Origin of the sequence: Stutzerimonas stutzeri, from assembly GCF_009789555.1 — a bacterium.
Classification (GTDB): domain Bacteria; phylum Pseudomonadota; class Gammaproteobacteria; order Pseudomonadales; family Pseudomonadaceae; genus Stutzerimonas; species Stutzerimonas stutzeri_R.
Map to the genome: position 1 here is coordinate 1249751 of NZ_CP046902.1, position 26240 is coordinate 1275990.

At 61.5% G+C, this 26240-nt stretch carries 21 protein-coding genes; 14 read left to right on the forward strand and 7 right to left on the reverse strand.

From position 1 onward, the window contains the following. Positions 1-40 precede the first annotated feature (40 nt). Together GQA94_RS05830 and elbB are read right to left on the reverse strand one after the other, a co-directional pair. Positions 41-511 carry a thioesterase family protein gene (locus GQA94_RS05830; protein WP_158187192.1) on the reverse strand — a complete coding sequence of 157 codons (471 nt, stop codon included), beginning with the start codon at positions 509-511 and terminating at the stop codon, positions 41-43. Positions 512-659: 148 nt separating this feature from the next. After that, on the reverse strand, positions 660-1322 hold the full coding sequence (gene elbB / locus GQA94_RS05835) for an isoprenoid biosynthesis glyoxalase ElbB (RefSeq protein WP_158187193.1): 663 nt from the start codon (positions 1320-1322) through the stop codon (positions 660-662). Positions 1323-1635: 313 nt separating this feature from the next. On the opposite strand from elbB, the gene hemB reads away from it, so the two are divergent. After that, complete coding sequence (gene hemB / locus GQA94_RS05840; RefSeq protein WP_158187194.1) at positions 1636-2649, forward strand: porphobilinogen synthase; 1014 nt, start codon at positions 1636-1638, stop codon at positions 2647-2649. A 19-nt stretch (positions 2650-2668) separates the two neighbouring features. After that, the gene (ppk1, locus tag GQA94_RS05845; RefSeq protein ID WP_158187195.1) at positions 2669-4873 is read left to right on the forward strand and encodes a polyphosphate kinase 1; all 2205 of its coding nucleotides are present in this window, start codon (positions 2669-2671) and stop codon (positions 4871-4873) included. 58 nt (positions 4874-4931) lie between these two features. Here the strand turns inward: ppk1 and ppx are convergent, their stop codons facing one another. After that, entirely contained in the window at positions 4932-6434 is a 1503-nt protein-coding gene (gene ppx / locus GQA94_RS05850; RefSeq protein ID WP_158187196.1) for an exopolyphosphatase, read from the reverse strand. Positions 6435-6644: 210 nt separating this feature from the next. Between ppx and trxA the strand changes: the two genes are divergently transcribed. The 4 genes from trxA to GQA94_RS05870 all read left to right on the forward strand — a co-directional run bounded on the left by trxA (position 6645) and on the right by GQA94_RS05870 (position 11057). Continuing rightward, on the forward strand, positions 6645-6971 hold the full coding sequence (trxA, locus tag GQA94_RS05855; protein ID WP_021207111.1) for a thioredoxin TrxA: 327 nt from the start codon (positions 6645-6647) through the stop codon (positions 6969-6971). 231 nt (positions 6972-7202) lie between these two features. Beyond that, positions 7203-8462, forward strand: a complete 1260-nt coding sequence (gene rho, locus GQA94_RS05860; RefSeq protein WP_158187197.1) for a transcription termination factor Rho — start codon at positions 7203-7205, stop codon at positions 8460-8462. Positions 8463-8586: 124 nt separating this feature from the next. Beyond that, complete coding sequence (gene ubiD, locus GQA94_RS05865; protein ID WP_158187198.1) at positions 8587-10053, forward strand: 4-hydroxy-3-polyprenylbenzoate decarboxylase; 1467 nt, start codon at positions 8587-8589, stop codon at positions 10051-10053. A 32-nt stretch (positions 10054-10085) separates the two neighbouring features. Continuing rightward, entirely contained in the window at positions 10086-11057 is a 972-nt protein-coding gene (locus GQA94_RS05870; protein WP_158187199.1) for a CDP-6-deoxy-delta-3,4-glucoseen reductase, read from the forward strand. A 27-nt stretch (positions 11058-11084) separates the two neighbouring features. On the opposite strand, the gene GQA94_RS05875 is transcribed toward GQA94_RS05870, so the two are convergent. The 3 genes from GQA94_RS05875 to GQA94_RS05885 all read right to left on the reverse strand — a co-directional run bounded on the left by GQA94_RS05875 (position 11085) and on the right by GQA94_RS05885 (position 15826). Continuing rightward, on the reverse strand, positions 11085-11747 hold the full coding sequence (locus GQA94_RS05875; RefSeq protein WP_158187200.1) for an SPOR domain-containing protein: 663 nt from the start codon (positions 11745-11747) through the stop codon (positions 11085-11087). Then, positions 11748-13487: an arginine--tRNA ligase gene (argS, locus tag GQA94_RS05880; protein WP_158187201.1), complete on the reverse strand. Its 1740-nt coding sequence runs from the start codon at positions 13485-13487 to the stop codon at positions 11748-11750. It lies immediately after the preceding gene. Positions 13488-13603: 116 nt separating this feature from the next. After that, entirely contained in the window at positions 13604-15826 is a 2223-nt protein-coding gene (locus GQA94_RS05885) for a primosomal protein N' (protein WP_158187202.1), read from the reverse strand. 232 nt (positions 15827-16058) lie between these two features. On the opposite strand from GQA94_RS05885, the gene rpmE reads away from it, so the two are divergent. From rpmE to GQA94_RS05900, 3 genes are all read left to right on the forward strand, one after another. Next, positions 16059-16271 (forward strand): 50S ribosomal protein L31, encoded by a 213-nt coding sequence (rpmE, locus tag GQA94_RS05890; protein WP_003283472.1) that lies wholly within the window; start codon positions 16059-16061, stop codon positions 16269-16271. Positions 16272-16294: 23 nt separating this feature from the next. Beyond that, on the forward strand, positions 16295-17089 hold the full coding sequence (locus tag GQA94_RS05895; protein ID WP_158187203.1) for a thermonuclease family protein: 795 nt from the start codon (positions 16295-16297) through the stop codon (positions 17087-17089). Positions 17090-17259: 170 nt separating this feature from the next. Continuing rightward, entirely contained in the window at positions 17260-18528 is a 1269-nt protein-coding gene (locus GQA94_RS05900; protein ID WP_158187204.1) for a malic enzyme-like NAD(P)-binding protein, read from the forward strand. 135 nt (positions 18529-18663) lie between these two features. Here GQA94_RS05900 and GQA94_RS05905 read toward each other — a convergent pair whose 3' ends face one another. Beyond that, positions 18664-21102, reverse strand: a complete 2439-nt coding sequence (locus GQA94_RS05905; protein ID WP_158187205.1) for a penicillin-binding protein 1A — start codon at positions 21100-21102, stop codon at positions 18664-18666. 184 nt (positions 21103-21286) lie between these two features. On the opposite strand from GQA94_RS05905, the gene GQA94_RS05910 reads away from it, so the two are divergent. The 5 genes from GQA94_RS05910 to pilQ are packed head-to-tail and all read left to right on the forward strand — an operon-like array spanning position 21287 to position 26230. Then, entirely contained in the window at positions 21287-22351 is a 1065-nt protein-coding gene (locus tag GQA94_RS05910) for a pilus assembly protein PilM (protein WP_158187206.1), read from the forward strand. After that, a complete protein-coding gene (gene pilN / locus GQA94_RS05915) occupies positions 22351-22923 on the forward strand; it encodes a type 4a pilus biogenesis protein PilN (protein WP_158187207.1) in 573 nt (190 codons plus the stop codon). Before GQA94_RS05910 ends, pilN begins: the two co-directional genes overlap by 1 nt. After that, positions 22920-23543 carry a type 4a pilus biogenesis protein PilO gene (pilO, locus tag GQA94_RS05920; protein WP_158187208.1) on the forward strand — a complete coding sequence of 208 codons (624 nt, stop codon included), beginning with the start codon at positions 22920-22922 and terminating at the stop codon, positions 23541-23543. Before pilN ends, pilO begins: the two co-directional genes overlap by 4 nt. Beyond that, on the forward strand, positions 23540-24067 hold the full coding sequence (pilP, locus tag GQA94_RS05925; RefSeq protein WP_158187209.1) for a type 4a pilus biogenesis lipoprotein PilP: 528 nt from the start codon (positions 23540-23542) through the stop codon (positions 24065-24067). Before pilO ends, pilP begins: the two co-directional genes overlap by 4 nt. Positions 24068-24118: 51 nt before the next feature. Continuing rightward, positions 24119-26230: a type IV pilus secretin PilQ family protein gene (gene pilQ, locus GQA94_RS05930; RefSeq protein ID WP_158187210.1), complete on the forward strand. Its 2112-nt coding sequence runs from the start codon at positions 24119-24121 to the stop codon at positions 26228-26230. The last annotated feature ends 10 nt before the right edge of the window (positions 26231-26240 follow it).

Consider the following 26240-nt stretch of genomic DNA (forward strand, 5'->3'; position numbering starts at 1 on the left):
CGCGTCTGGTCGCCCGCGTCGAGCCGAGGTGTCGCCGGGCTCAGCCGCAGAGATAGGTGCCGGTGCCCACCGCGACCAGCACGCCTTCCTCGTTATGCAGCTCGGAGCGAACCACCGCCACTTTGTTGCCGGAACGCAACAGTGTCGCGCTCGCGCTGAAGCGCTGGCCGCGCCCCGGTCGCAGGTAATCGACGCGCAGATCGATGGTGCCCAGGCGCGAGAGCCGCAGGGCGCGTTCTTCGGTGGTCAGGTGCTGATGCTTTTCGAAGGTCCCGATCATCGCCATGGCTCCGCCAACGACGTCGAGCAGCGAGGCGATGACGCCGCCATGCAGGATGCCGTGGAAGAAATTGCCGATCAGCTCGTGTTTCATGGGCAGGTGCATCACCACGCGCTGGCGAGACACTTCATCGAGCTCGATGCCCAGGTACTCGTTGAACGGGATGCGTTCGAAAAGCTGGCGCACGGCCTGTTGCTGCGCTTCGATGGAGTCGATCGGATGCTGGTTCATGAGCACGTTCCTGGCAGGTCGGACAAAGCTGCCGGAGCGCGATCGGTTTGACCAGTGGCGCGGCGGGAGCGCCGGTACGATTGGCCGTATAGCCACAGCTCGGAAAGAAATCCCGAGCCAGGGCTCGGGATGCGGTGCAGGGGCGGCGTTACTTGTTGGTAAGTTCCAGCACGCGATCGACCAGCTTGTAGATGCCCGATGCGGCTTCGCTGATCGATTGCGCGAGCATGTAGGCGGGGGTCGTCACCAGTTTGTGCTTGGGATCTTCGACGATCTCGGTGACCTCGCAGGCTTGATGTTCGGCGCCCATTTCGCGGGAGGCGCCTGCGGCAGGATCATCATCGTGGCCCAGGGTGCAGATCACGCCAGGGCCGAAAATCTGCGCCGCCATGGTGGGCGCGATGCACATCATCCCGACTGGCTTGTGGGCCTTGGCGAAGGCTTGCGCGGTTGACAATACGTCAGGAAGGATCGTGCAGCCTGCGCCTTGCGTGGCAAAGCTGGAGAGATTCTTCGCCGCACCGAAGCCGCCCGGCATGATCAACGCATCGAAGTCTTCAGCCTTCAGCTCGTTTAGATCCTTGATGTTGCCGCGGGCCAGACGCGCGGACTCGGTCAGCACGTTGCGGCTCTCCGGCATTTCGTCGCCGGTCAGGTGGTTGATTACATGCATCTGTTCGATGTTCGGTGCGAAACACTGGACCGTGGCGCCACGCTGATCCAGGCGCAGCAGGGTAATCACGCTCTCGTAGATCTCCGAGCCGTCGTAAACGCCACAGCCGGAGAGAATCACGGCGACTTTTCTGTTCATTGGGGGTACTCCTGGTCAGATTCCGCGACCCAGCAAAGCGCCGGGTTAAGGCCTTCGATGCTAATCCCTGGCGAGGTTGAAGGTAAGCCCATCGCTGATAGGTTGGATGCTCCATCGCGACGGGTGTTCAGTCGCCCGCTACGCGCGTGAAACGCTTCGCGCTGAGATTGCCGATCAAAGCACTGGCAGTGGCCGGCCTGGGTGGCGACAATGATTGCAATCGGTGTCCGATGCCGATGACGCTGTCATCATTCGGTCACGAGTTCGGCCTATAAACGTCATGTTCGCCCGTCCTGCGGGCCAGGAGTTCGCTGTGAGTTTCGTTCCCGCCAATCGATTGTTTCCTGCCACTCGCCTGCGCCGTAACCGCCGGGATGAGTTTTCACGTCGGTTGGTTCGTGAGCATGTACTGAGCGTTGACGACCTGATCCTGCCGGTATTCGTTCTCGACGGCCAAAACCGCCGCGAGCAGGTGCCGTCGATGCCGGGTGTGGAGCGGCTGTCGATCGACCTGTTGCTACAAGAGGCCGAGCAGTGGGTGGCCTTGGGAATTCCAGCGCTGGCGCTGTTCCCGGTCACGCCGGTCGAGAAGAAATCGCTCGACGCCTCGGAGGCCTGGAACCCTGACGGAATCGCCCAGCGCGCGACCCGTGCACTGCGCGAGCGTTTCCCCGAGCTGGGCATCATTACCGATGTCGCCCTCGACCCGTTCACCACGCATGGTCAGGACGGCATACTCGACGAGCAAGGGTATGTGCAGAACGACGTAACCGTCGATGCGCTGGTCCGTCAGGCGTTGTCCCATGCCGAGGCCGGCGCGCAAGTGGTGGCACCCTCTGACATGATGGATGGCCGTATCCAGGCGATTCGCGAGGCGCTCGAGGTGGCCGACCACGCTAACGTGCGCATCATGGCCTACTCGGCCAAGTACGCCAGCGCCTACTATGGTCCGTTCCGAGATGCGGTGGGGTCGGCGGCCAACCTGGGCAAGGGCAGCAAGAACACCTATCAGATGGACCCGGCCAACGGCGACGAGGCACTGCATGAGGTCGCTGCCGATCTGGCCGAAGGCGCCGACATGGTCATGGTCAAGCCGGGGATGCCTTACCTGGATATCGTCTGGCGCGTCAAAGATGCCTTCCGCGTGCCCACGTTCGTCTATCAGGTCAGCGGTGAGTATGCGATGCATATGGCGGCCATTCAGAACGGCTGGTTGAGCGATGCGGTGATCCTCGAATCGCTGACCGCCTTCAAACGTGCAGGCGCCGATGGCATCCTGACCTATTTCGCCATCCAGGCGGCACAACAATTGAAAAAGGGGCGCTAAGCCCATCCGAGGCAGATCGATGACCAACCAGGGACTCAGCGAGAGCGACGTGCAGCTCGCTTCCGTCAGTGACGCACCCTTACCCACGGATCTCGTGCAAGAGGCGGAGAAAATAGAGGACGTTCCCGTTGTGGCGCCCGCACCACCGGTGCCTAACCTGGACGACAACAGCCTTTATATTCACCGGGAGCTGTCGCAGCTGCAGTTCAACATTCGCGTGCTGGAGCAGGCGCTGGATGAGTCCTATCCGTTGCTGGAGCGGCTAAAGTTTTTGCTGATCTTCTCCAGCAACCTCGATGAGTTTTTCGAGATCCGTGTCGCGGGCCTGAAGAAACAGGTCACCTTTGCCCGCGAACAGGCCGGTGCGGACGGCCTGCAGCCGCACCAGGCGCTGGCGCGGATCTCCGAGCTGGTTCACGAACAGGTCAGCCGGCAGTATTCGATACTCAACGAGGTGCTGCTGCCGGAGCTGGCCAAGCACCAGGTGCGTTTCATTCGCCGCCGCCACTGGACGGCGAAGATCAAGACGTGGGTGCGCCGCTATTTTCGCGACGAGATCGCGCCGATCATCACGCCGATCGGCCTGGACCCGACCCATCCGTTCCCCTTGCTGGTGAACAAGAGCCTGAACTTCATCGTCGAGCTGGAAGGCATCGACGCCTTCGGTCGCGACTCGGGCCTTGCCATCATTCCGGCGCCGCGCCTGCTACCGCGGGTAATCCGCGTGCCGGAGGAGGTCGGTGGCGCAGGCGCCAACTACGTGTTCCTGTCCTCGATGATCCATGCGCACGCAGACGATCTGTTTCATGGCATGAAGGTCAAGGGCTGCTACCAGTTCCGCCTGACCCGCAACGCCGACCTGTCGGTCGACACCGAGGACGTCGAGGACCTGGCGCGGGCCTTGCGCGGCGAGCTGATCTCGCGTCGCTATGGCGACGCGGTGCGGCTGGAGGTAGCCGATACCTGCCCGGCACACCTGGCCAATTTTCTACTCAGGCAATTCAGTCTGAGCGAGAGTGAACTGTATCGGGTCAACGGTCCGGTCAACCTGACTCGCCTGTTCGGCATCACCGGCCTGGATAGTCATCCGGAGCTGCAATACACCCCGTTCACGCCGGCGATTCCGAAATTGCTGCAGAACAGCGAGAACATTTTCAGCGTCGTCGGCAAGCAGGACATCCTGCTGCTGCACCCCTACGAATCGTTCACGCCGGTGGTGGATCTTTTGCGGGAGGCCGCCAAGGACCCCTGCGTGCTGGCCGTCAAGCAGACGCTGTATCGCTCGGGCGCCAATTCGGAGATCGTTGATGCCCTCGTTGAAGCGGCGCGTAACGGCAAGGAAGTCACCGCCGTGATCGAGCTGCGGGCGCGCTTCGACGAGGAGTCCAACCTGCAGCTGGCGAGCCGGTTGCAACAGGCCGGCGCCGTGGTGATCTATGGCGTGGTCGGCTACAAGACCCACGCCAAGATGATGCTGATCCTGCGCCGCGAAAACGGCGAACTTCGGCGCTACGCTCATCTTGGGACTGGCAATTACCACGCGGGTAATGCGCGGCTGTATACCGATTACAGTTTGCTGACCTCGGACGATGCGCTTTGCGAGGACGTGTCCAAACTGTTCAGCCAGTTGATCGGCATGGGCAAGACCATGCGCATGAAGAAGCTTCTGCATGCGCCGTTTACCCTGAAAAAAGCGCTGCTCGACATGATCGCCCAGGAAACCCAGCACGCCAGCGAAGGCAAGCCGGCCCATATCATCCTCAAGGTCAACTCCTTGACCGATGCGAAGATGATCCGCGCGCTGTACAAGGCCAGCCAGACCGGCGTGCGGATCGACCTGATCGTGCGGGGCATGTGCTGCCTGCGTCCAGGTGTCGTCGGCGTTTCGCACAATATTCAGGTGCGCTCGATCATTGGCCGCTTCCTCGAGCACAGTCGGGTTTTCTACTTCCTCAACGGCGGTGACGAGAAGCTCTACCTGTCCAGTGCCGACTGGATGGAGCGCAACCTGGACCGTCGCGTCGAAACCTGCTTCCCGGTCGAGGGCAAGAAGCTGGTGACACGGGTGAAGAAGGAACTGGAAGGTTTTCTCACCGACAATACCCAGAGCTGGGTCCTGCAGCCCGATGGCAGTTATGTGCGCAACAGCCCGAGTGGCAACCAGAACCCACGTAACGTGCAGAACACTTTGCTGGAGCGCCTGGGCAGTCCGACGGCGCGCTGATCGTCCGTGGCATCCCGCAGCGCAGGTCGGGCGCGGCCTGCGGGATGCGCCTCGATGCCTAGCGTACCGTCAGGGTGAAATCGATCCGCTTCAGCCACTCCGCTTCGAGGGCGAAATCCGCCTGGGTCAGCGGGTTTTTCTCCAGCCAGCCGCTCGGAAAGGCCACGTCCAGGCTGTTTTCGCCGGCTTTGAGCGTCAGTGCCGGCGCCTGCTGAGGGCCGCGGATGTGGTGGAACAGGATCGCGAAACGCAGCAGCACGCAGAGCCGGGTGAGCGTCACGCCGTCCTCGCTCAGCTCCTCGAACTTCTGCCGCGGAATGTTGCGACGATGGCCGCGCACCAGTAGCGCCAGCATCTGCTGATCCTGGCGGGAGAAGCCGGGAAGATCGGAGTGCTCGATCAGGTAGGCGCCGTGCTTGTGGTAATGATAATGCGCGATATCCAGCCCCACTTCGTGGATTCGCGCGGCCCAGCTCAGCAACTCACGGTGCCAGTCCTCGACCAGGTTCCAATCGGACGCCACCTGGTCGAAGGCTTCCAGTGCCTTGCTTTCGACCCGTGCCGCCTGTTCAGTGTCCACGTGATAACGCTCCATGAGGAAGCTCAGGGTGCGATCGCGGATATCTTCATGGTGATGACGGCCGATCAGGTCATAGAGCACGCCTTCGCGTAACGCACCCTCGGAATGGGCCATGCTGGTGAGTTCAAGCGCGTCGAAGATGGCGTCGAGGATGGCCAGACCTGCCGGGAAGATGCTGCGGCGGTCCGGCTTGATGCCGTCCAGGTCGAGCTTGTCCACATCACCCAGCTTGAACAGCTTGCGCTTGAGCCAGCCAAGCCCTTCGCTGGTGACCTGGCCATTGCTCAGCCCCGCGCCCTTGATCGCCAGGCCGATGGCGCGAATGGTGCCCGAGGCACCCACGGCGTCCTGCCAGCCGAGCCGGCGAAGGCCGTGCTCGATACTCATCAACTCCAGCCGCGCCGCGGTGTAGGCCTGGGCGTAGCGCGCGGCGGTGATCTTGCCGTCCCGGAAGAATCGCTGCGTGAAGCTCACACAGCCCATCTGCAGGCTTTCACGTAGCAGCGAATCGAAACCCTGGCCGATGATGAACTCGGTGCTGCCACCGCCGATGTCGATCACCAGCCGTTTGCCGGTGGCCGCCGGGAAGGTATGCGATACGCCGAGATAGATCAGGCGTGCCTCTTCGCGGCCGGAGATCACCTCGACCTGATGATCGATGATCGCCTCGGCCTGGCGGATGAACTCGGCCCGGTTGCGGGCTTCGCGCAAGGCATTGGTGCCCACTACCCGCACCGCGCCCTGAGGCAGATGGTTGACCAACTGCGCGAAGCGGCGCAGACAGTCGAGGCCACGCTGCATGGCGTCACCGTCGAGCAGCCGGTTCTCGTCTATGCCGGCGGCCAGTTGGACCTTTTCGCCGAGCCGCTCGATGATGCGCATTTCGCCATTGCTGGTGCGGGCCAGGACCATGTGAAAGCTGTTCGATCCGAGATCGAGGGCGGCGATCATGGGGGAGGGTTCGGCGGCGGGTGGGCGCATGGGGCAGTCTCTGTGCAAAACCCCGACATCCTGACATGATCATCGGCATCCGCCAACGCGTAGCGACCATACGAACCGTCCGGATATCGGTCATGGCGCTCGCGCTTCGTTGCCAATCATCGATCATTCAGGCGACAGGCTGCGGCTTTCGGTCCGCACCAAGCCGGGCTATGATGGCGTCACTTTCGGTTTTGACCCTGGAGAAAATCCATGAGCGAATACATCAACAATGTCAGCGACAGCAGTTTCGAGCAGGACGTGCTCCAGGCAGACGGCCCTGTGCTGGTCGACTACTGGGCCGAGTGGTGTGGCCCTTGCAAAATGATCGCTCCGGTGCTCGATGAGATTGCCAAGGACTACGAGGGTAAGCTCAAAGTCTGCAAGCTGAACATTGACGAAAATCAGGAAACCCCGCCGAAGTATGGCGTGCGCGGCATTCCCACGCTGATGCTGTTCAAGAACGGCAATGTCGAAGCGACCAAGGTGGGTGCCCTGTCCAAGTCTCAGCTGGCTGCATTTCTCGACAGCAACATCTGAATCAAGCGTTTGTTTTTCAAAAGCCCTCGCAAAATGCGGGGGCTTTTTTTAACGGCAGGGTGGACGCTTCGTCTGTGCGGTGCTAAATTCGGCCTCGCGACGTTTCTTCCGTCGCCCTCTGCATGCCGTCGCCGACGCACTTCCGCCTCATAAAGCACAACGAACCTGTTCGTCTCTTGCTGCGCGGCTTCTCAAGCTAATCGCTTTCTTCATCCTTCCTGATCTCTTTCTATGAATCTGACCGAACTCAAGCAAAAGCCCATCACCGAACTGCTGGAAATGGCCGAACAGATGGGCATCGACAACATGGCCCGTTCGCGCAAGCAGGACGTGATTTTCTCCCTGCTGAAAAAGCACGCCAAAAGCGGCGAGGAAATCTCCGGTGATGGCGTTCTGGAAATCCTCCAGGATGGCTTCGGCTTTCTGCGCTCCGCGGATTCTTCGTATCTTGCCGGCCCAGACGACATTTATGTCTCGCCGAGCCAGATCCGCCGCTTCAACCTGCGCACCGGTGACACCATCGTCGGCAAGATCCGCCCGCCCAAAGAAGGCGAGCGTTACTTCGCGCTGCTCAAGGTCGATACGATCAACTTCGATCGGCCGGAAAACGCCAAGAACAAGATTCTCTTCGAGAACCTGACGCCGCTATTCCCGAACGAGCGGCTGACGATGGAGGCCGGCAACGGCTCCACCGAAGACCTGACCGGTCGTGTGATCGACCTCTGCGCGCCGATCGGCAAGGGGCAGCGTGGTCTGATCGTTGCGCCGCCGAAAGCGGGCAAGACCATCATGCTGCAGAACATCGCCAGCAATATCACCCGCAATAACCCCGAGTGCCATCTTATCGTTCTGCTGATCGACGAGCGCCCGGAAGAAGTGACCGAGATGCAGCGCACGGTGCGTGGCGAAGTAGTCGCATCCACCTTCGACGAGCCGCCGACCCGCCACGTGCAGGTTGCCGAAATGGTGATCGAAAAGGCCAAGCGCCTGGTCGAGCACAAGAAGGACGTGGTGATCCTGCTGGACTCCATCACTCGTCTGGCGCGTGCCTACAACACGGTAATCCCGAGTTCCGGCAAGGTGCTGACCGGCGGTGTCGACGCGCATGCCTTGGAGAAGCCGAAGCGCTTCTTTGGCGCGGCGCGTAACATTGAAGAGGGCGGCAGCCTCACGATTCTCGCCACCGCGCTGGTCGAAACCGGTTCGAAGATGGACGAAGTGATCTACGAAGAATTCAAGGGCACCGGCAACCTGGAGCTGCAACTGGATCGCCGCATCGCCGAGAAGCGTGTGTTCCCGGCCATCAACATCAATCGCTCGGGCACCCGCCGCGAAGAGTTGTTGACCAGTGAGGAAGAGCTGCAGCGCATCTGGATCCTGCGCAAGCTGCTGCACCCGATGGATGAGAGCGCCGCCATCGAGTTCCTGCTCGACAAGCTCAAGGACACCAAGACCAACGAAGAATTCTTCATGTCGATGAAGCGCAAGTAAGCGTCTGGTCGTGCCACCGAGGCCGGGGAAACCCGGCCTTTGTCTGTCTGCAGGTTTTGGAATCGGCCCGTGCCAAGGCTAAACTCTGCGCCCCGACATTTGCCGGTCCATGCGAGGCTCAAGCATGCAGTATCGCGACTTACGCGACTTTATCAGTGGCCTGGAACAGCGCGGTGAGCTCAAGCGCGTTTCGACCGCTGTATCCCCTGTTCTGGAAATGACCGAAATCTGTGATCGGACCCTGCGCAAGCAGGGGCCAGCGCTGCTCTTCGAGAACCCGACCGGCTTTGACATGCCCGTGCTTGGCAATCTGTTCGGCACGCCCAAGCGGGTTGCGCTGGGAATGGGCGCTGACGAAGTGTCGGAGCTGCGGGAAATCGGCAAGCTGCTGGCGTTCCTGAAGGAGCCGGAGCCGCCGAAGGGACTCAAGGACGCCTGGAGCAAGCTGCCGATCTACAGGAAGGTCATCAGCATGGCGCCGAAAGTGCTCAAGGATGCGCCCTGCCAGGAGGTCATCGTCGAAGGCGAGGGCGTCGACCTGTCCAGGCTGCCCATACAAACCTGCTGGCCGGGCGACGCGGGGCCTTTGATCACCTGGGGCCTGACCGTCACCAGGGGGCCGAACAAGGAACGCCAGAACCTCGGCATCTACCGACAGCAGGTCATCGGCCGCAACAAGGTGATCATGCGCTGGCTCAGCCATCGTGGGGGCGCGCTGGACTTTCGCGAATGGTGCGAGAAATACCCTGACCGGCCTTACCCCGTCGCGGTGGCGCTTGGCGCCGATCCTGCGACCATTCTCGGGGCCGTGACGCCGGTTCCGGATTCGTTGTCCGAATATGCCTTCGCCGGTCTGCTGCGCGGTAGCCGCACCGAGCTGATCAAGTGCCGGGGTAGCGATCTGCAAGTGCCGGCAGGCGCCGAAATCGTTCTCGAAGGCTACATTCAACCTGGCGAAATGGCCGATGAAGGTCCATACGGCGACCACACCGGTTACTACAACGAAGTCGACCGATTCCCGGTCTTTACCGTCGAACGTATCACCAGGCGACACGACGCGATCTATCACAGCACCTACACCGGGCGTCCGCCGGACGAGCCAGCGATTCTCGGCGTGGCGCTCAATGAGGTCTTCGTGCCGATCCTGCAAAAACAGTTTCCGGAGATCACCGACTTCTACCTGCCACCCGAAGGTTGCTCGTACCGCATGGCGGTGGTCACCATGAAGAAACAGTACCCCGGCCACGCCAAACGGGTCATGTTGGGGGTCTGGAGCTTCCTGCGCCAGTTCATGTACACCAAGTTCGTGATCGTCACCGATGACGACATCGACGCGCGTGACTGGAACGATGTCATCTGGGCGATCACCACCCGCATGGACCCCAAGCGCGATACCGTACTGATCGAGAACACGCCTATCGACTACCTCGACTTCGCCTCTCCGGTTTCCGGGCTGGGTAGCAAGATGGGGCTCGATGCCACGCACAAGTGGCCCGGCGAAACCAGTCGTGAATGGGGGCGGGCCATCGTTCAGGACGAGGCGGTCAAGCGCCGTGTCGACGAACTCTGGTCGGAGCTGGGCATCGACTGATGAACAGTGGCCGTTATTTCAGGTTTGAATAGATGAAAGTTACGCTGCAACCCTCTGGCGCGGTGCTTGAAGTCCAGCCAGGCGAGCGGATTCTCGATGCGGCCCGGCGGCTGGGCTACGACTGCCCACACGCCTGTCGCAACGGAAACTGCCTTGTCTGCGCCGCCTTGCTGGTCAATGGTCGAGTACGCCAGCGTGGCGAAACTCATGATCATGGTGAAGTATTTACCTGCCTGGCCGAACCTGAAGAAGATTGCGTCCTGCTGTGGGACGGTGTTCTCGCGCCTGGTGAGCTTCCGGTGCGGACCCTCAATTGCCAGTTGGTCAGTTGCGAAGACGTCGGTGGCGACGTGTTTCGGCTGTTATTGCGTGCTCCGGCAGGCAAGACGCCACGCTATCACGCCGGGCAATACGTTCTGATCGAACGGGAAGATGGCGAGTTCAGCGCCTTTTCGTTGGCCTCGGCCCCCAGGAGCGGGCGAGACCTAGAGCTGCATGTGCTGGCGCGGGAGCCGTCGGCGACCGGGTTGCTGGATTACATCGGCCGCAAGGGCATGGTCACGGTGCAGATGCCGTTCGGCGACACGCATCTGGCCGAATTGCCCAATGGACCGCTGGTGCTGATCGCGGCGGGGACCGGCATGGCTCAGATGCACAGCCTGATCGAGCATTGCCGGGCGGAAGGCTTCGCTCATCCGGTGCATCTGTACTGGGGCGTGCGTCGCCCCGAGGATTTTTATCGGCTCGCGCATTGGGAAGAGTGGCAGCGCATGCCCAATCTTTCGCTCCATCAGATCGTCAGCGACGTCTGCGGTTGGCAAGGACGCTGTGGGCTGTTGCACGAAGCCGTCTGTGAGGACTTCGATGATCTCAAACCGGTTCACGTCTATGCCAGCGGGTCCCCAGCGATGATCTACGGCACGCTCGATGCGCTGGTCGAGGCGGGGATGGACGCAACGCAGATGCGCGCCGACGTATTCGCCTACGCGCCGCGGGAACGCTAGCGCCGCGGTCCCTCGCGGCGCTTCGGTTCAGCGTACCTGGCGTTGCTGCAGCAGCAGGTTGTTGTATCCACTGGCCGCTAGCGTCTTCTGCGCCTGACCGAGCTGCTCGCGGTTGGCAAAGGGACCGACCAGCACGCGGTACCAATCCTCATCGCGCACGGTAACGTTCTCGACTCGCACGTCCTGCCCCAGCAGAATGATCTGCGCCCTGACCCTCTCCGCTTCCGGCTGCTTGCGGAACGAGCCGGCCTGAAGGAAGAACTGTGTAGCCGGCGCCTTGGCCACCATCGGTGGAGGCGGCGGTACCTGGCCGTTCAGCGCCGCTTCGGCGCGCGCGGCGTCGATCTTCGCGGCCTCCTCGGGCGTGACGGGTTTGGGCGCCTGCTCCGGCTTCGGCGCTTCGGGCGGCAGAATCACTTCCGACTCAGGCAGCAGGGTGTAGAAGTCGTATTTCGGTTTCACCGGTTGCCCGGTTGTCGGTGCAGGACGCTTCGGTTGCTCCTTGGGCTTGGGGGTGTCCTTGGCGCGCTTGATCTCGTCCCCGCCAGGTTCGAGATTCATCAGGAACATGATGAAGCCGCCGATGACCAGCCCGCAAACCAGCCAGACCCAGCCGGGTACGGGCTTCTTCGCGGGCGCCTGGTAGCGGCTCGCGCCACGCTTCGGTGCGGGTTTTTTTCGGGTGGCCACTTACATCCGCTCCAGCGTTTCCAGGCCGAGCAGCTCCAGACCCTGCTTGAGAGTCTTGCCCGTCAGAGCGGCCAGGCGCAGGCGGCTCTGCTTCACGGTTTCGCTTTCGGCGGTGAGTATCGGGCAGTGCTCGTAGAAGCTCGAGAACAGGCCGGCCAGATCGTACAAATAGCTGCACAGCAGATGCGGGACGCCCTTTTCCCCGACGCCGTTGAGCACTTCGCCGAATTGGGCGAGCTTGGCGCCCAGCGCTTGTTCCTGTTCGGCTTCGAGTCTTATCTCGCCTGCGAGCCCGTCCATGCCGGTGCCGAGCTTGCGAAATACGCTGGCCACGCGTGTGTAGGCGTAAAGCAGGTAGGGCGCGGTGTTGCCTTCGAAGCTGAGCATCTGTTCGAAATTGAAGCTGTAATCGCTGGTGCGGTGCTTGGACAGGTCCGCGTATTTCACGGCGCCAATGCCTACGGCGCGCGCGATCCGCCGCAGTTCCGCTTCGTCCAGATCGGGGTTCTTGCCCTTGACCAGGCTGTAGGCGCGTTGTTCGGCTTCGTCGAGCAGGTCGACCAGCTTCACCGTGCCGCCGTCGCGGGTCTTGAACGGTCGACCATCGGCGCCGTTCATGGTGCCGAAGCCCATGTGTTCGAGCTGCATCGAGCTGTGCACGAAGCCGGCGCGGCGCGCGACCTCGAACGCCATCTGGAAATGCAGGGCCTGACGCTGATCGACGAAATACAAGGCACGATCGGCTTTGAGTTGCTGGCTGCGATAGCGCATGGACGCCAGATCGGTGGTCGCATACAGATAGCCGCCGCCGGCTTTCTGAACGATCACAGGTAGAGGATTGCCTTCGGCATTGCTGAACGCATCGAGAAATACGCACTGGGCGCCGTTGCTTTCGCTCAGCATGCCCTTGGCCTTGAGCGATTCGACGATGTCACCCAGTTCGCCGTTGTAGGCGCTCTCGCCCTTGACGTCGTCCGGCGTCAACTTGACGTTGAGGCGGTCGTAGACCTTCTGGCAGTGTGACAGGGAGATCTCGTTGAAACGGGTCCACAGACGCAGGCAGTCGGCATCGCCTGCTTGCAGTTTCACCACCAGTTCGCGGGCTCGATCGGCGAACTCGGCGGAGTCGTCGAAGCGCTGCTTGGCCGCACGATAGAACTGCTCGAGGTCGGACAGCTCGCTTTCGGCAGCGGCGGGATTCTCCTCCAGATAGGCGAGCAGCATGCCGAACTGGGTGCCCCAGTCGCCCACGTGGTTCTGCCGGATCACCTCATCGCCGAGATACTCCAGCACCCGCGCGACGGCATCGCCGATGATGGTCGAGCGCAGGTGACCGACGTGCATTTCCTTGGCCAGGTTCGGCGAAGACAGGTCGATCACGACGCGTTGCTTCGGGCTTGCCTTGCTTACGCACAGGTGAGGGTCGGCAAGCGCAGCGTCGAGGCGCTGGGCCAGCGCGGCGCTGTTCTGGAAAAAGTTGAGAAAGCCCGGTCCGGCGATTTCCACCTTGCTGACGCCGGGGTCGGCCGGCAGCGCCTCGATGAGCTTCTGTGCGAGCTCGCGGGGCTTCATCCCGGCAGGCTTGGCCAGCATCATGGCGATATTGCTGGCGAAATCACCGTGAGTCTTGTCGCGGGAGTTCTCCACCTGAATGGTCGGACTCAACCCTTCGGGCAGCACGCCTTCAGCGGCGAGGCGGGTCAGGGCTTGCTGGATCAGATGGCGAATGCTGTCTTTCATCGTTAGCTCGGTCGGCCCGAAGGCTTTGGTCGAAAACTGGACATTATCGTGGTCCGAGGGGCGAACCTTCAAGGCTTAAGGCGCTTAGTTGCAGGCTGCGCCCGAATTCGTCCCTGTCAGAACAGGTCGATCGGATCAACATCCAGCGACCAGCGCACCGTTCGGCTGCCCGGAAGTGCTTCTATCTGCGGCAACCATGCGCTCATCAGCTTGTGCAAGGGCGCGCGGGCGTTGGCCTGGAGCAGCAGCTGCGCCCGAAAGCGCCCGGCACGGCGTTCCATCGGCGCGGGCACGGGGCCGAGCAGCTCGACGCCGCTGAGTCCGAGTTCGCTCATCAGGAACTCCGCCTGGCTGCAGGCCTGGTCGAGAAAGTCTTCAGCCTGGCCGGGCTTTGCCGCTTCGGCGCGTAGCAGGGCTAGATGGCTGAACGGTGGCAGGCCCGCGGCGCGGCGCTCGCTCAGCGCCTGGTCGGCAAAGGCGAAATAGCCTTGCTCGGTCAATTGAACCAGCAGCGGATGGTCGGCCAGGTGAGTCTGGATGATGACTTTGCCGGGTTCCTCGGCACGGCCTGCGCGGCCGGCCACCTGTACGATCAACTGCGCCATTCGCTCGCTCGCCCGAAAGTCCGCGGAGAACAGGCCGCCGTCGGCATCGAGGATCGCGACCAGCGTCACGCGTGGGAAATGGTGGCCCTTGGCGAGCATCTGCGTGCCGACCAGCAGGCAGGGTTCGCCGCGGTTGATGGTGGCCAGCAGTTGCTCCATCGAGCCCTTGCGTGAGGTGCTGTCGCGGTCGATGCGCAGCACCGGGTAATCCGGGAAGAGAATGCCCAGGCGCTCTTCCGCGCGTTCGGTCCCGGCACCGACGGGGCGCAGGTCGAGTTTGTTGCATTCGGGGCAGCTTCTCGGTGGGCGTTCGGCATGACCGCAGTGGTGGCAGCGCAGCTCGTTGTGGCGCTGGTGGAGGGTCATCCGGGCGTCGCAGCGCGGACATTGGCTGAGCCAGCCGCAATCATGGCACAGCAGCGAAGGCGCGAAGCCGCGGCGGTTCAGAAACACCAGCACCTGCTGCCCGGCAGCGAGCGTCTGCGCCATGGCTTGCTGCAGTGGGCCGGAAATGCCCGAGTCCAGCGGGCGGCTCTTCACATCCAGGCGCAGAAACCGCGGAGCCTGCGCTCCGCCGGCACGCTGGGTCAGTTTCAGCAGCGCATAGCGCCCAATGTGCGCGTTGTGCAGGCTTTCCAGCGATGGCGTTGCCGAGCCCAACAGAATCGGCAGGTTTTCCTGGCGCGCCCTGACGACCGCCAAGTCCCGGGCGTGATAGCGCAGGCCCTCCTGCTGTTTATAGGAGGCGTCATGCTCCTCGTCGAGAATGATCAGCCCTGGGTTTTTCATCGGCGTGAAAAGCGCTGAACGGGTGCCGATGACGATGTCCGCTTCGCCGTCTCTGGCTGCCAGCCAGGCGTCCAGGCGCTCGCGGTCATTGACGTTGGAGTGCAGCAGGGCGATACGGGCGTTGAACCGTTTCTCGAAGCGCGCCAGGGTCTGCGGGCCGAGGTTGATCTCGGGAATCAGCACCAGCGCCTGCTTCCCGGCTTCGAGTACGTGGTGGATCAACTGCAGATAGACTTCGGTCTTGCCGCTGCCGGTGACGCCGGCCAGCAGGAATGTCTGGAAGCCGTCCAGGCCTGCGCGAATGGCTTCGAAGGCGGCGCGCTGTTCCTGATTCAATGGCAGTTCCGGCTGCAGCAGCCAGCTGCCCTGGTGGCGCTGAGTCTGATGGCTGCGCCGGGTTTCGACGCGCAGCAGCCCTTTTTGCAGCAGCTGGTCGAGGCTGTCCTTGCTCAGCTGCAGCTGGGTCAGCAAGGCGTGCGCGACCCCATGCGGATGCTGAGCGATGGTCTTCAGTGCCTCGCGCTGGCGGGGTGCGCGGGCGAGCCGGGGGTCTTCCGGTCGTGCGCCTTTGGCTGCATGCCAGAAGCGCTCCTGCCTGGCCTCGGCGGGCTCGCCCTGGCGCAACAGGACCGGCAACGCCCAACTGAGCGTGTCGCCGAGGCTGTGCTGGTAATACTGGGCGGTCCACAGGCACAGCTTGAACAAGGGCGGCGGTAGCGGGGCGTGCGTATCCAACAACTCCAGGGCCGGCTTGAGCTTGGCGGCGGGCACCTCGCTGTGGCTGGCGGTCTCCACCAGGATTCCGACGATTTCACGCCGACCGAATGGAACCCGCAGGCGCATACCGGGCTGCAACGCCGCGTAGGGAATGCCGACCGGCGGCAGGTAATCGAAGAGTCTGCGCAGCGGTGAAGGCAGGGCGAGGCGAAGTATGGGTTGGGACACGCGGAAGTCCTTGGCAACGAGCGCTGATGGTAAACGATCCGACACCGCAGCAGGTCTGGGCGACTCACCGGGCGCGCGCGCGGGCCGTCGGATGTCCTGCGCAGGCACGGCGGCCTGGCGCGGGGCGATCAGCTGCCCTTGCATCGCAACAGGGCTCTGGTATTATTCGCGCCCTTCCGTGCGGTACTCGACATAGGGTCGGGTGGCGGCACAAGTCCTAGAGGATTTTTCCATGAAAGCCGATATCCATCCTAACTACGTTGAAATCGAAGCCACTTGCAGCTGCGGCAACGTCATCAAGACCCGCTCCACGCTGGCCAAGAACCTGAGCATCGACGTTTGCTCTGAATGCCACCCGTTCTACACCGGCAAGCAGAAAGTGCTGGATACCGGCGGCCGTATCGACCGCTTCAAGCAGCGTTTCGGTGTGTTCGGCGCCAAGTAAGCAGTCGCCGCGACGGGAACCCCATGAGGTTTTCCGAGCATCTGAAAAAGGCGTCCCGCGTGGGCGCCTTTTTCGTTTTCGCTGTATTCAGCCTTGAAGTACAGGCGCTTTGCCCGACTGCCGGGCCCCTGTTGCCCGTCAGGGTGGCAGCGGTCGTCGATGGCGATACCTTTCGCCTGACCGACGGGCGCAGCGTGCGGCTCATCGGCGTCAATGCCCCCGAAGTGGGCCGCAAGGGCCGCAGTGCCGAGCCCTATGCGGAGGCGGCCAAGCGTCGCCTGCAGGCACTGGTGAACGCCAGCGGCGGGCGCGTAGGACTGCGTCTCGGCCAGCAGCCGAACGATCATTACGGCCGCTTGCTTGCTCATGCCGATGGCGCACAAGGTGAAAACCTTGAGTCTGTCCTGCTGGCCGAGGGGCTGGGATTCTTTGTCGCCATCGCGCCGAACACCTCCTTGGTCGACTGCCATCGCGCGGTAGAGCTTCAGGCGCGGCTGGCCAACAAGGGGGTCTGGCGACAACCGCCGGTAATCTCGGCCGAGGGCCTGCGCCGCGGTGGCTTTGCTCTGGTCAGGGCGCGGGTCGATCGGCTGGACAGCAATCGGGGCGGCGTCTGGCTGGAGCTGGATGGCTCGCTGGTGCTTCAGGTTCCGCGTGAGGCCGTTGCGGCATTTGGCGATTCGCTGTCGGACCTGCCGGGCAAGCAGGTCGAGGCGAGAGGGTGGGTAGTCGATCGCAAGGGGCGTGTGGACGGATCGCGACAGGCTCGCTGGCTGTTGAGAATAACGCACCCCTCGATGCTTGTTCCGCTGCCTTGATCGGGCGCCCGGACCCTGCCTGGGTGGCTGCGATGAAGGGGCTGCGCCTGTCAGCTTAAAGTCGTAGAGCCAGCCCTTGACAGTCAGCTTTTCCATTGGCTTGTGACGGCGCTGGGTCTTGGCGTATGCTCGGCCCCCTGTCTGTCCCAGTAAAATAAGCGGAATGCCTCATGACTGACCTGAAAACTGCCGCTCTCGACTATCATTCCCAGCCTCGTCCGGGAAAGCTGAGCGTTGAGCTGACCAAGCCCACCTCCACTGCCCGTGATTTGTCGCTGGCTTACAGCCCAGGCGTAGCGGAGCCGGTTCGAGAAATCGGTCGTGATCCGGAACTGGCTTACCGATACACCGGTAAAGGCAACCTGGTTGCGGTTATTTCCGATGGCACGGCCATCCTTGGCCTGGGCAACCTCGGGCCGCTGGCATCCAAGCCGGTCATGGAAGGCAAGGGTGTGCTGTTCAAGCGCTTTGCCGGCGTCGACGTGTTCGATATCGAAGTCGATGCGGAAAGCCCCCAGGCCTTCATCGATACCGTCAAGCGGATTTCCATCACGTTCGGCGGAATCAATCTGGAAGACATCAAGGCGCCCGAGTGCTTCGAAATCGAGCGGGCCTTGATCGAACAATGCGACATCCCGGTATTCCACGATGACCAGCACGGCACCGCTATCGTTACCGCGGCGGGCATGCTCAATGCGCTGGAAATCGCTGGCAAGACACTGGAACAGGCGAAGATCGTCTGTCTCGGCGCCGGTGCTGCGGCGACCTCCTGCATGAAGCTGCTGGTCAGCATGGGGGCGAAGATCGAGAACATCTTCATGATCGATCGCAAGGGCGTCATCCATGCCGGTCGCGACGATCTGAACCAATACAAGGCGATTTTCGCGCACGAGACTGACCGTCGGACGCTGGATGACGCGCTTGATGGCGCCGATGTGTTCGTCGGGCTGTCCGGTGCCAATCTCCTGAGCGCCGAAGGCCTCAAGCGCATGGCGGCGAACCCGGTCGTCTTTGCGTGCTCGAACCCTGACCCGGAGATCAGCCCTGAGCTCGCCCACGCTACGCGCTCTGACGTGATCATGGCCACTGGCCGCTCGGACTACCCGAACCAGGTCAACAACGTGCTGGGCTTCCCGTTCATTTTCCGCGGAGCGCTGGACGTTCGTGCATCGCGCATCAATGAAGAAATGAAGATCGCTGCGGCGCTGGCGCTGCGCGACCTGGCCAAGCTGCCGGTTCCGGCTGAAGTGGCCGCCGCGTATGGCGTTGAGCAGTTGCAATTCGGTAGTGAATACATCATTCCGAAGCCGATGGATCCGCGCTTGATCACGCTTGTCTCGGACGCGGTCGCCAAGGCGGCGATCGAAAGTGGCGTCGCGACGCTGCCGTACCCGTCGAACTACCCGCTCAAGTCGGTCGATGACGTGTTCAACGGCTGATCGAATGGCCCTGCTGCGCAGGGCCTGCGGCACGCAAAAACCCCAGCCTAGGCTGGGGTTTTTTATGGTGAACGGTGAGCTGGTGAGCGGGTCGTCAGGGTGCGTCGTTTTGCGATCGGCTGCCGGCGAACCGGCTTAGAACAGATCGATCGGGGCCGCTTCGGACGCCGGTAGCGGGCTGTCAGGCAGCAGCGCGCCTGGAGCCAGTTCGTCGTCCATCCCCGGTGGCGAATCTTCGCTTCGAAAGATTTCGAAGTAGGCATCGGGTGTGCCCGGCGCGGCCGCCCGACCACTTCTCGGGTCGATGCGCAGTGTCAGGATGCCTTCGGGTTCGGCGGGCGCATGCTCGGGCATGCCCTCCAGTACTGAACTCATGTACTTCATCCAGATGGGCAGCGCGACGGTTCCGCCATATTCGCGTCGTCCGAGGCTCTGGGGCTGGTCGAAGCCGGCCCAGACGGTGGTGACTATGTCGGCGTTGTACCCTGAGAACCAGCTGTCCTTGGACTCGTTGGTGGTGCCGGTCTTTCCGGCGATATCGGCGCGACCCATCGCCAGGGCTTTACGACCCGTGCCGCGCTTGATGACGTCCTGCAGCATGCTGGTCATGATGTACGCGGTGCGCTCGTCAATGACCTGTTCGGCCTGGACCGGTTGCTGGCTGGCTGCGCCCGCATCGTCTGTCAGCAGCGTGTCGCTGCGGGCATAACTTAGCGCCGCTTGCTGCTCGTCTGCAGAGGCTCGGTCATGCGTGGGTACGCGCGCCGGATTCGCCTCGAACACCCGTTTGCCGTCTCGATCCTCGATGCGCTCGATCAGGTACGGTTCGATCTTGTAGCCGCCGTTGGCGAAAGCGGTCCAGCCGGTCGCGATTTCCATCGGGGTCAGGGTTGCCGTGCCGAGCGCCAGCGACAGGTTCGCAGGCAGGTCCTCGGCTTTGAATCCGAAACGCTTGATGTAGTCCAGGGTGTACGGAAGACCCAGTGTCTGCAGCAGGCGGATCGAGACAAGGTTGCGCGACTTGTAAAGCGCCTCGCGCAGACGGATCGGGCCGAGGAAGGTGTTGTTGTCGTTCTTGGGGCGCCAGACACGGTCCAGCCCTTCTTCGACGAAGACGATGGGGGAGTCGTTGACCAGCGTGGCGGGCGTGAACCCCGCATCCAGCGCAGCGCTGTAGACGAAAGGCTTGAAGCTCGAGCCGGGTTGGCGTTTGGCCTGGATGGCGCGGTTGTAGTTGCTTTGCCCGAACGAAAAACCGCCGGTCAGCGCTTCGATGGAACCATCGAGTGGATCAAGGGATACCAGCGCGCCCTGCGCCTGTGGTACCTGGCTGAACAGTGTTTCGTCATCGATGATGCGGACGCGAATCACGTCTCCGGTCTTCACCACGTCCGATGGAGCCCTGGGCTGTGGGCCCAGGCTATTGGTGTTGATGAACGGGCGAGCCCATTTCATGCTTTCCCAGCCGATGCTGTGTTCGCTGCCGTCGCGCAGCAGGGCCATGATCGAATCCTGGCCGACGGCGCTGACGACGGCCGGTAGCAAGCCGGACTGGCCTCGGTAGTTGCCAAGCTGCTTGAGCCACTCTTCCCGGTCAGTGCCCGCAAGCCGGCCCTCGGGGCCACGGTAGCCGTGACGTTGATCATATTCGATCAAGCCCTCGGTGAGCGCCTGGTTTGCGGCGATCTGGCGCGCGCTGGTCGTGGTGGTGTAGACGCGGAATCCGTCGGTATAGGCCGCACTGCCGAAACGCCCAACCATTTCGGCGCGAGCCATCTCGGCTATATAAGGTGCGTCGAGTTCCGGCGAAGCGCCGTGATAGGACGCGTCGACGGTTTCCGCCAAGGCTTGCTGATAGCGGGCCTCGTCGATCTTCCCGAGCCGGTACATGCGTCCGAGAATCCAGTCGCGTCTTTCCTTGGCCCGCTCCGGGTTCGCCAGCGGGTTGAATGCAGACGGCGCCTTGGGCAGGCCCGCGATCATGGCCATCTGCGCGAGGCTCAGCTCGCTGATGGATTTGCCGTAATAGACATGGGCGGCCGCTTCGATCCCGTACGACCGATTGCCCAGGTAAATCTTGTTGACGTAGAGCTCCAGGATCTCGTCCTTGCTCAGTTCCCGTTCGATCTGGAGGGCGAGAAGGATTTCATTGATCTTGCGTGAAAAACTTCGTTCGCTGGTCAGGAAGTAGTTCTTCGCCACCTGCATGGTGATGGTACTGCCGCCGGTCTGAATATGGCCGGTCTTCAATAATTGCGTGGCAGCGCGCATCAGGCTGGAAACATCGACGCCATAATGATTGGCGAAGTTATCGTCTTCGGCGGCCAGCAGGGCGGCGATGAAATCCTTCGGTATTTCGTCGAAGCCGATAGGGGAGCGGCGCATTTCGCCATATTCAGCGATCAGCTTGTTGTCATTGCTGTAGACGCGCAGCGGTATCTGGAGCTGTATGCTGCGTAGCGATTCAACCGACGGCAGGTTGGGGCTGAGGTACAGAAACGCGCCGCTGAGACTGAGTAAAAGTCCGCAAAAAATAGCCAGGCACGACCATAGGAAAAACTTCAGAAAACGCATCGGGGTTCGTTGAATCCAGGATGGGGAATGAGGTGTAAGCCGTAGACGGTGCTGAAAGGAAAAACCGTTCACATTATAAGCGGTTTTTTTGCTGGGGAGCCATTTGCGCTTCTGTCAAGGCTGTTATCTAATGCGGACATACATAATTAATCCGTAAGTAGCGGATAAAGATAGGAAATCGGCCGTGCTAGGGCTCTTCACTAAGAAAGCGAACACGCTGCTTGGGATCGACATCAGTTCGACATCCGTCAAGCTACTCGAATTAAGCCGCTCAGGCGCTCGGTATCGGGTTGAGTCTTTTGCTGTCGAGCCGCTTCCGCCGAACGCGGTGGTGGAGAAGAACATCGCCGAACTGGAGGGTGTGGGGCAGGCGCTGTCTCGGCTGCTGGCCAAGGCGAAGACAGGCGTCAAGTCCGCCGCCGTCGCGGTTTCCGGTTCGGCGGTCATCACCAAAAGCATCGAGATGGATGCCGGGCTTGGCGACGATGACCTGGAAAACCAGCTGAAGATCGAGGCTGACCAGTACATTCCCTATCCGCTGGAAGAAGTGGCTATCGACTTCGAAGTACAGGGCCCGGCCGCCCGCGCTCCGGGACGGGTCGAGGTGCTGCTGGCGGCGTGCCGCAAGGAGAACGTCGAAATTCGCGAGGCGGCTCTCGCGCTGGCCGGACTGACGGCCAAGGTCGTGGACGTCGAGGCGTATGCGCTCGAACGTTCGTTCGGCCTGTTGGCGCCCCAGCTGGGCGCGGGCCACGATGAGCTGACCGTCGCGCTTGTCGATATCGGTGCGACCATGACCACGCTCAGCGTGCTGCACAACGGTCGCACTATCTATACGCGGGAGCAGCTGTTCGGCGGGCGCCAGCTGACCGAGGAGATCCAGCGTCGTTACGGCTTGTCGATGGAAGAGGCCGGCCTCGCCAAAAAACAGGGAGGCCTCCCGGATGACTATGACAGCGAAGTGTTGCAACCGTTCAAGGAAGCCGTCGTCCAGCAGGTGTCGCGCTCGCTCCAGTTCTTCTTTGCGGCCGGGCAGTTTCACGACGTCGATTACATTCTCCTGGCTGGCGGCACGGCTTCCATTCCCGGGCTCGACCGGTTGATTCAGCAGAAAATCGGCACCCAGACTCTAGTCGCCAACCCGTTTGCCGATATGGCCTTGAGTAGCAAGGTCAACGCTGGCGCCCTCGCCAGCGATGCGCCATCTCTGATGATTGCCTGCGGATTGGCCTTGAGGAGTTTCGACTGATGGCCCGGATCAACCTATTACCCTGGCGCGAGCAGCTTCGCGAGGAGCGCAAGCAGCGCTTTCTGGTGTCGCTTGCCGGGGTGGCCGTGCTGGCGGTGGGCTTGCTGTTTCTCGCAGACCAGTATTTTACCCACGCCATTGAGCGGCAGAACGCGCGTAACGATTTCATCCGCAAGGAGATTGCCGTGCTGGACGCGCGGATATCCGAAATCAAGGAACTGCGAGAGCGTCGGCAGCAATTGCTCGAGCGTATGAAGATCATTCAGGACCTGCAGGGCAACCGGCCGATCATCGGCAGGGTTTTCGATCAGCTGGTGCGTACGCTCCCGGACGGCGTGTATTTCACCGATCTGAAAATGACCGGCAAGAACATCGCCATCGTGGGCGGTGCCGAATCCAATAACCGGGTCTCTAACCTGATGCGCAACCTCGATGGTTCTGAATGGCTGGAAGCGCCGAATCTGAACGAAGTGAAGGCTGTCACGGCGGGTGCGGTCGACCAGGAAAACGTGTTCCAGCTGACGGTGCAGCAGACGCAGCCAGCGGCGGTAGTGGAAGGAGATAAGCCATGAGCCTGGCGAACTCCCTCGAGAGCCTGCGCAGCGTCGATCTGAGCGACCTGGACATGAACAACCTGGGCTCCTGGCCCGCCGCGGTGAAAGTGATCGCCGCGATACTGCTCATGGTCCTGGTGCTCGGCGGTGGGTACTACTTCTACCTCAGCGATATACAGGCCAGCCTGGACCAGCAGAGAGCGCAGGAAGAAACCCTCAAGCAGCAATTCTCCACGAAGGCATTCCAGGCGGCGAACCTCGAGGCGTACAAGGCGCAGATGGTCGAGATGGAGGCCTCCTTCGGTGCTCTGCTGCGCCAGCTGCCGAGCGACACCGAGGTGCCGGGCTTGCTTGAGGACATCACCCGCACCGGTCTGGGCAGCGGGCTCGAGTTCGAAGAAATCAAGCTGCAGCCGGAAGTGACTCAACAGTTCTATATCGAGCTGCCGATACAGATCAAGGTAGTTGGCGGTTATCACGACCTGGCGACCTTCGTCAGTGGCGTATCGAGCCTGCCGCGAATCGTCACCCTGCACGACTTCGAGATAAAGCCTCAGAGCAAGGATTCATCCTCCAAGCTGCACATGAGCATCCTGGCCAAGACGTATCGTTACAACGACAAGGGGCTGCAGAAATGAATGGAGCCCGACTTATCGCGCTGGGCATGGGCCTGGTCCTGCTGAGTGGATGTGGTGCCAGTGGAGACTTCGAGGATCTGCGTGCCTACATGGATGAAGTGCGAGCCAAACCGAAAGGTTCGATCGAGCCACTGCCGGCATTCCTGCCCTACGAGGCTTTCACGTACAGCGCGGCATCGCTGCGCCACCCCTTCCAGCCGCCGATGAAGATCGATCTTGCCCAGCGGCAGAAGGGCTCGAAGGATATCCGGCCTGACGATGCACGCATCAAGCAGTTCCTCGAGCAGTTCAACATCGAAAACTTCGTCATGGTCGGCACGCTGACCAATGATGCGGGTAAGTACGCCTTGATCAAAGGCGGCGACGGGGTTCACCGAGTCAAGGTCGGTGACTATCTGGGGCGCAACCACGGCCGTATCGTTGAAATCAGCGAGGCTGAGGTGGATGTGCTTGAAATCGTTCCGGACGGAGAGGGTGGGTGGCTTGAGCGCCCGCGCAGCCTGACCTTGAAAGAGCGCTCCTGAGTCATGGCAAAAATGGAAAACCTATACCGGTCTGCACAACGGAAGCCTTTTATGAATACCACGCTCTCTCGTCTCGGCTTGTCCCTGCTCGCGGCAATTGTTTCGCCTGCGTTGCTGGCGGCGAATCTGAACTCACTCGACATCGCGTCGCTGCCCGGCGACCGCGTAGAGCTGAAGCTGGCCTTCGACGAGCCCGTACCGGCTCCGCGCGGCTATACACTCGACCAGCCCGCTCGCATCGCGCTCGATCTGCCAGGCGTCTCCAGCAAGCTGGCATCGAAGAATCACGAGCTCGGCGTCGGCAATGCGCGGAGTGTGACGGTAGTCGAGGCCCAGGGGCGCACCCGACTCATCGTCAACCTCACCTCGCTCGTTCCCTATTCGACCCGGGTTGACGGCAGCAACGTATTCGTCGTGCTCGGCGAAAGCGGCGCCCCGTCCTCTGCCGTCACGGCCACGCCGGTCGCGCCCGTGAGCAAGGCGGCGCCGGTCGCCTCGTTGGCGGCGGGCAAGTCGATCAGCAACATCGATTTTCGCCGCGGGGACGATGGGGCCGGTAACGTCGTGATTACGCTGTCGGACCCGTCAATCAGTCCGAATATCGAGGAGCAGGGCGGAAAGATTCGGGTGTCCTTCGCCAAGACCCAGCTGCCGGAATCACTACGCGTCCGGCTTGACGTGCAGGATTTCGCGACCCCGGTCAAATTCGTCGACTCGAGCAGCAAGGCCGATGGCGCGAGTATCGCCATCGAACCTAGCGGGCGTTACGACTACCTTGCGTACCAGACCGACGACAAGCTCACGATCAGCGTCAAGCCGCTCAGCGAAGCCGACGCGGAGAAGCGCAAAGCCGAGCATTTCACCTACTCGGGGGAGAAGCTGTCGCTGAACTTTCAGGACATCGACGTTCGCTCCGTTCTGCAGTTGATCGCCGATTTTACCGACCTCAACCTCGTCGCCAGTGACACGGTCCAGGGCAACATCACGCTGCGCTTGCAGAACGTGCCCTGGGATCAGGCGCTCGATCTGGTGTTGAAAACCAAAGGGCTCGACAAGCGCCAGGTTGGCAACGTCCTGCTGGTCGCCCCGGCTGACGAGATCGCTGCACGGGAGCGCCAGGAGCTGGAGTCGCAGCGTCAGATCGCCGAACTGGCGCCCCTGCGGCGCGAGGTCGTGCAGGTCAACTACGCCAAGGCGACGGATATCGCCAAGCTGTTCCAGTCGGTGACCGCCGTGGACGCTCAGACTGCAGAACGTGGCTCGATAGCGGTTGATGAGCGTACCAATAACATCATTGCCTACCAGACGCAGGACCGTTTGGATGAGTTACGTCGCATCGTTGCTCAATTGGACATCCCGGTTAGGCAGGTGATGATTGAGGCTCGCATCGTCGAAGCAAACGTCGATTACGATAAGGCGCTCGGGGTTCGTTGGGGAGGCAACTACGTAGGAGATCAATGGAGCGCGTACGGAAAAGATGGGGCCAGGTCCATAGATGACGATGGGGTTGTAAGGCTCCCAGGCACAGATACAGTTGGCAATTTTACACTGGAAGATGGTGTTGCTCCGGTCCCATTTGTCGATATGGGAGTGCTAGGCAGCACTTCCGGATTCGGAATTGGTTTTATCTCGGACCACGTACTGCTTGACCTTCAGCTGTCCGCAATGGAGAAGACTGGCAACGGTGAGGTTGTGTCCCAGCCGAAAGTCATGACGGCAGATAAGGAGACGGCGAAGATATTGAAAGGCACGGAAGTACCGTATCAGGAGGCAAGTTCCAGCGGCGCGACTAGCACGTCTTTCAAAGAAGCGGCCTTGTCGTTGGAGGTTACTCCCCAGATCACGCCCGACAATAGAATCATCATGGACGTAAAGGTCACCAAAGATGCGCCCGATTTCCGTAACGCGATGAATGGTGTCCCTCCTATCGAGAAAAACGAGGTCAATGCTAAAATCTTGGTGAATGATGGAGAAACGGTGGTTATCGGCGGTGTGTTCTCGAACAGCCAAACAAAAAGTGTCGATAAGGTTCCGTTCCTCGGCGATGTGCCGTATCTAGGTCGTTTGTTCCGCCGCGATGTTGTGACGGATGCGAAATCTGAATTGCTGGTATTCTTAACGCCCAGGATCCTGAATCATCAGGCCATTGCAGTGAATCGCTGATTTGGTAGAA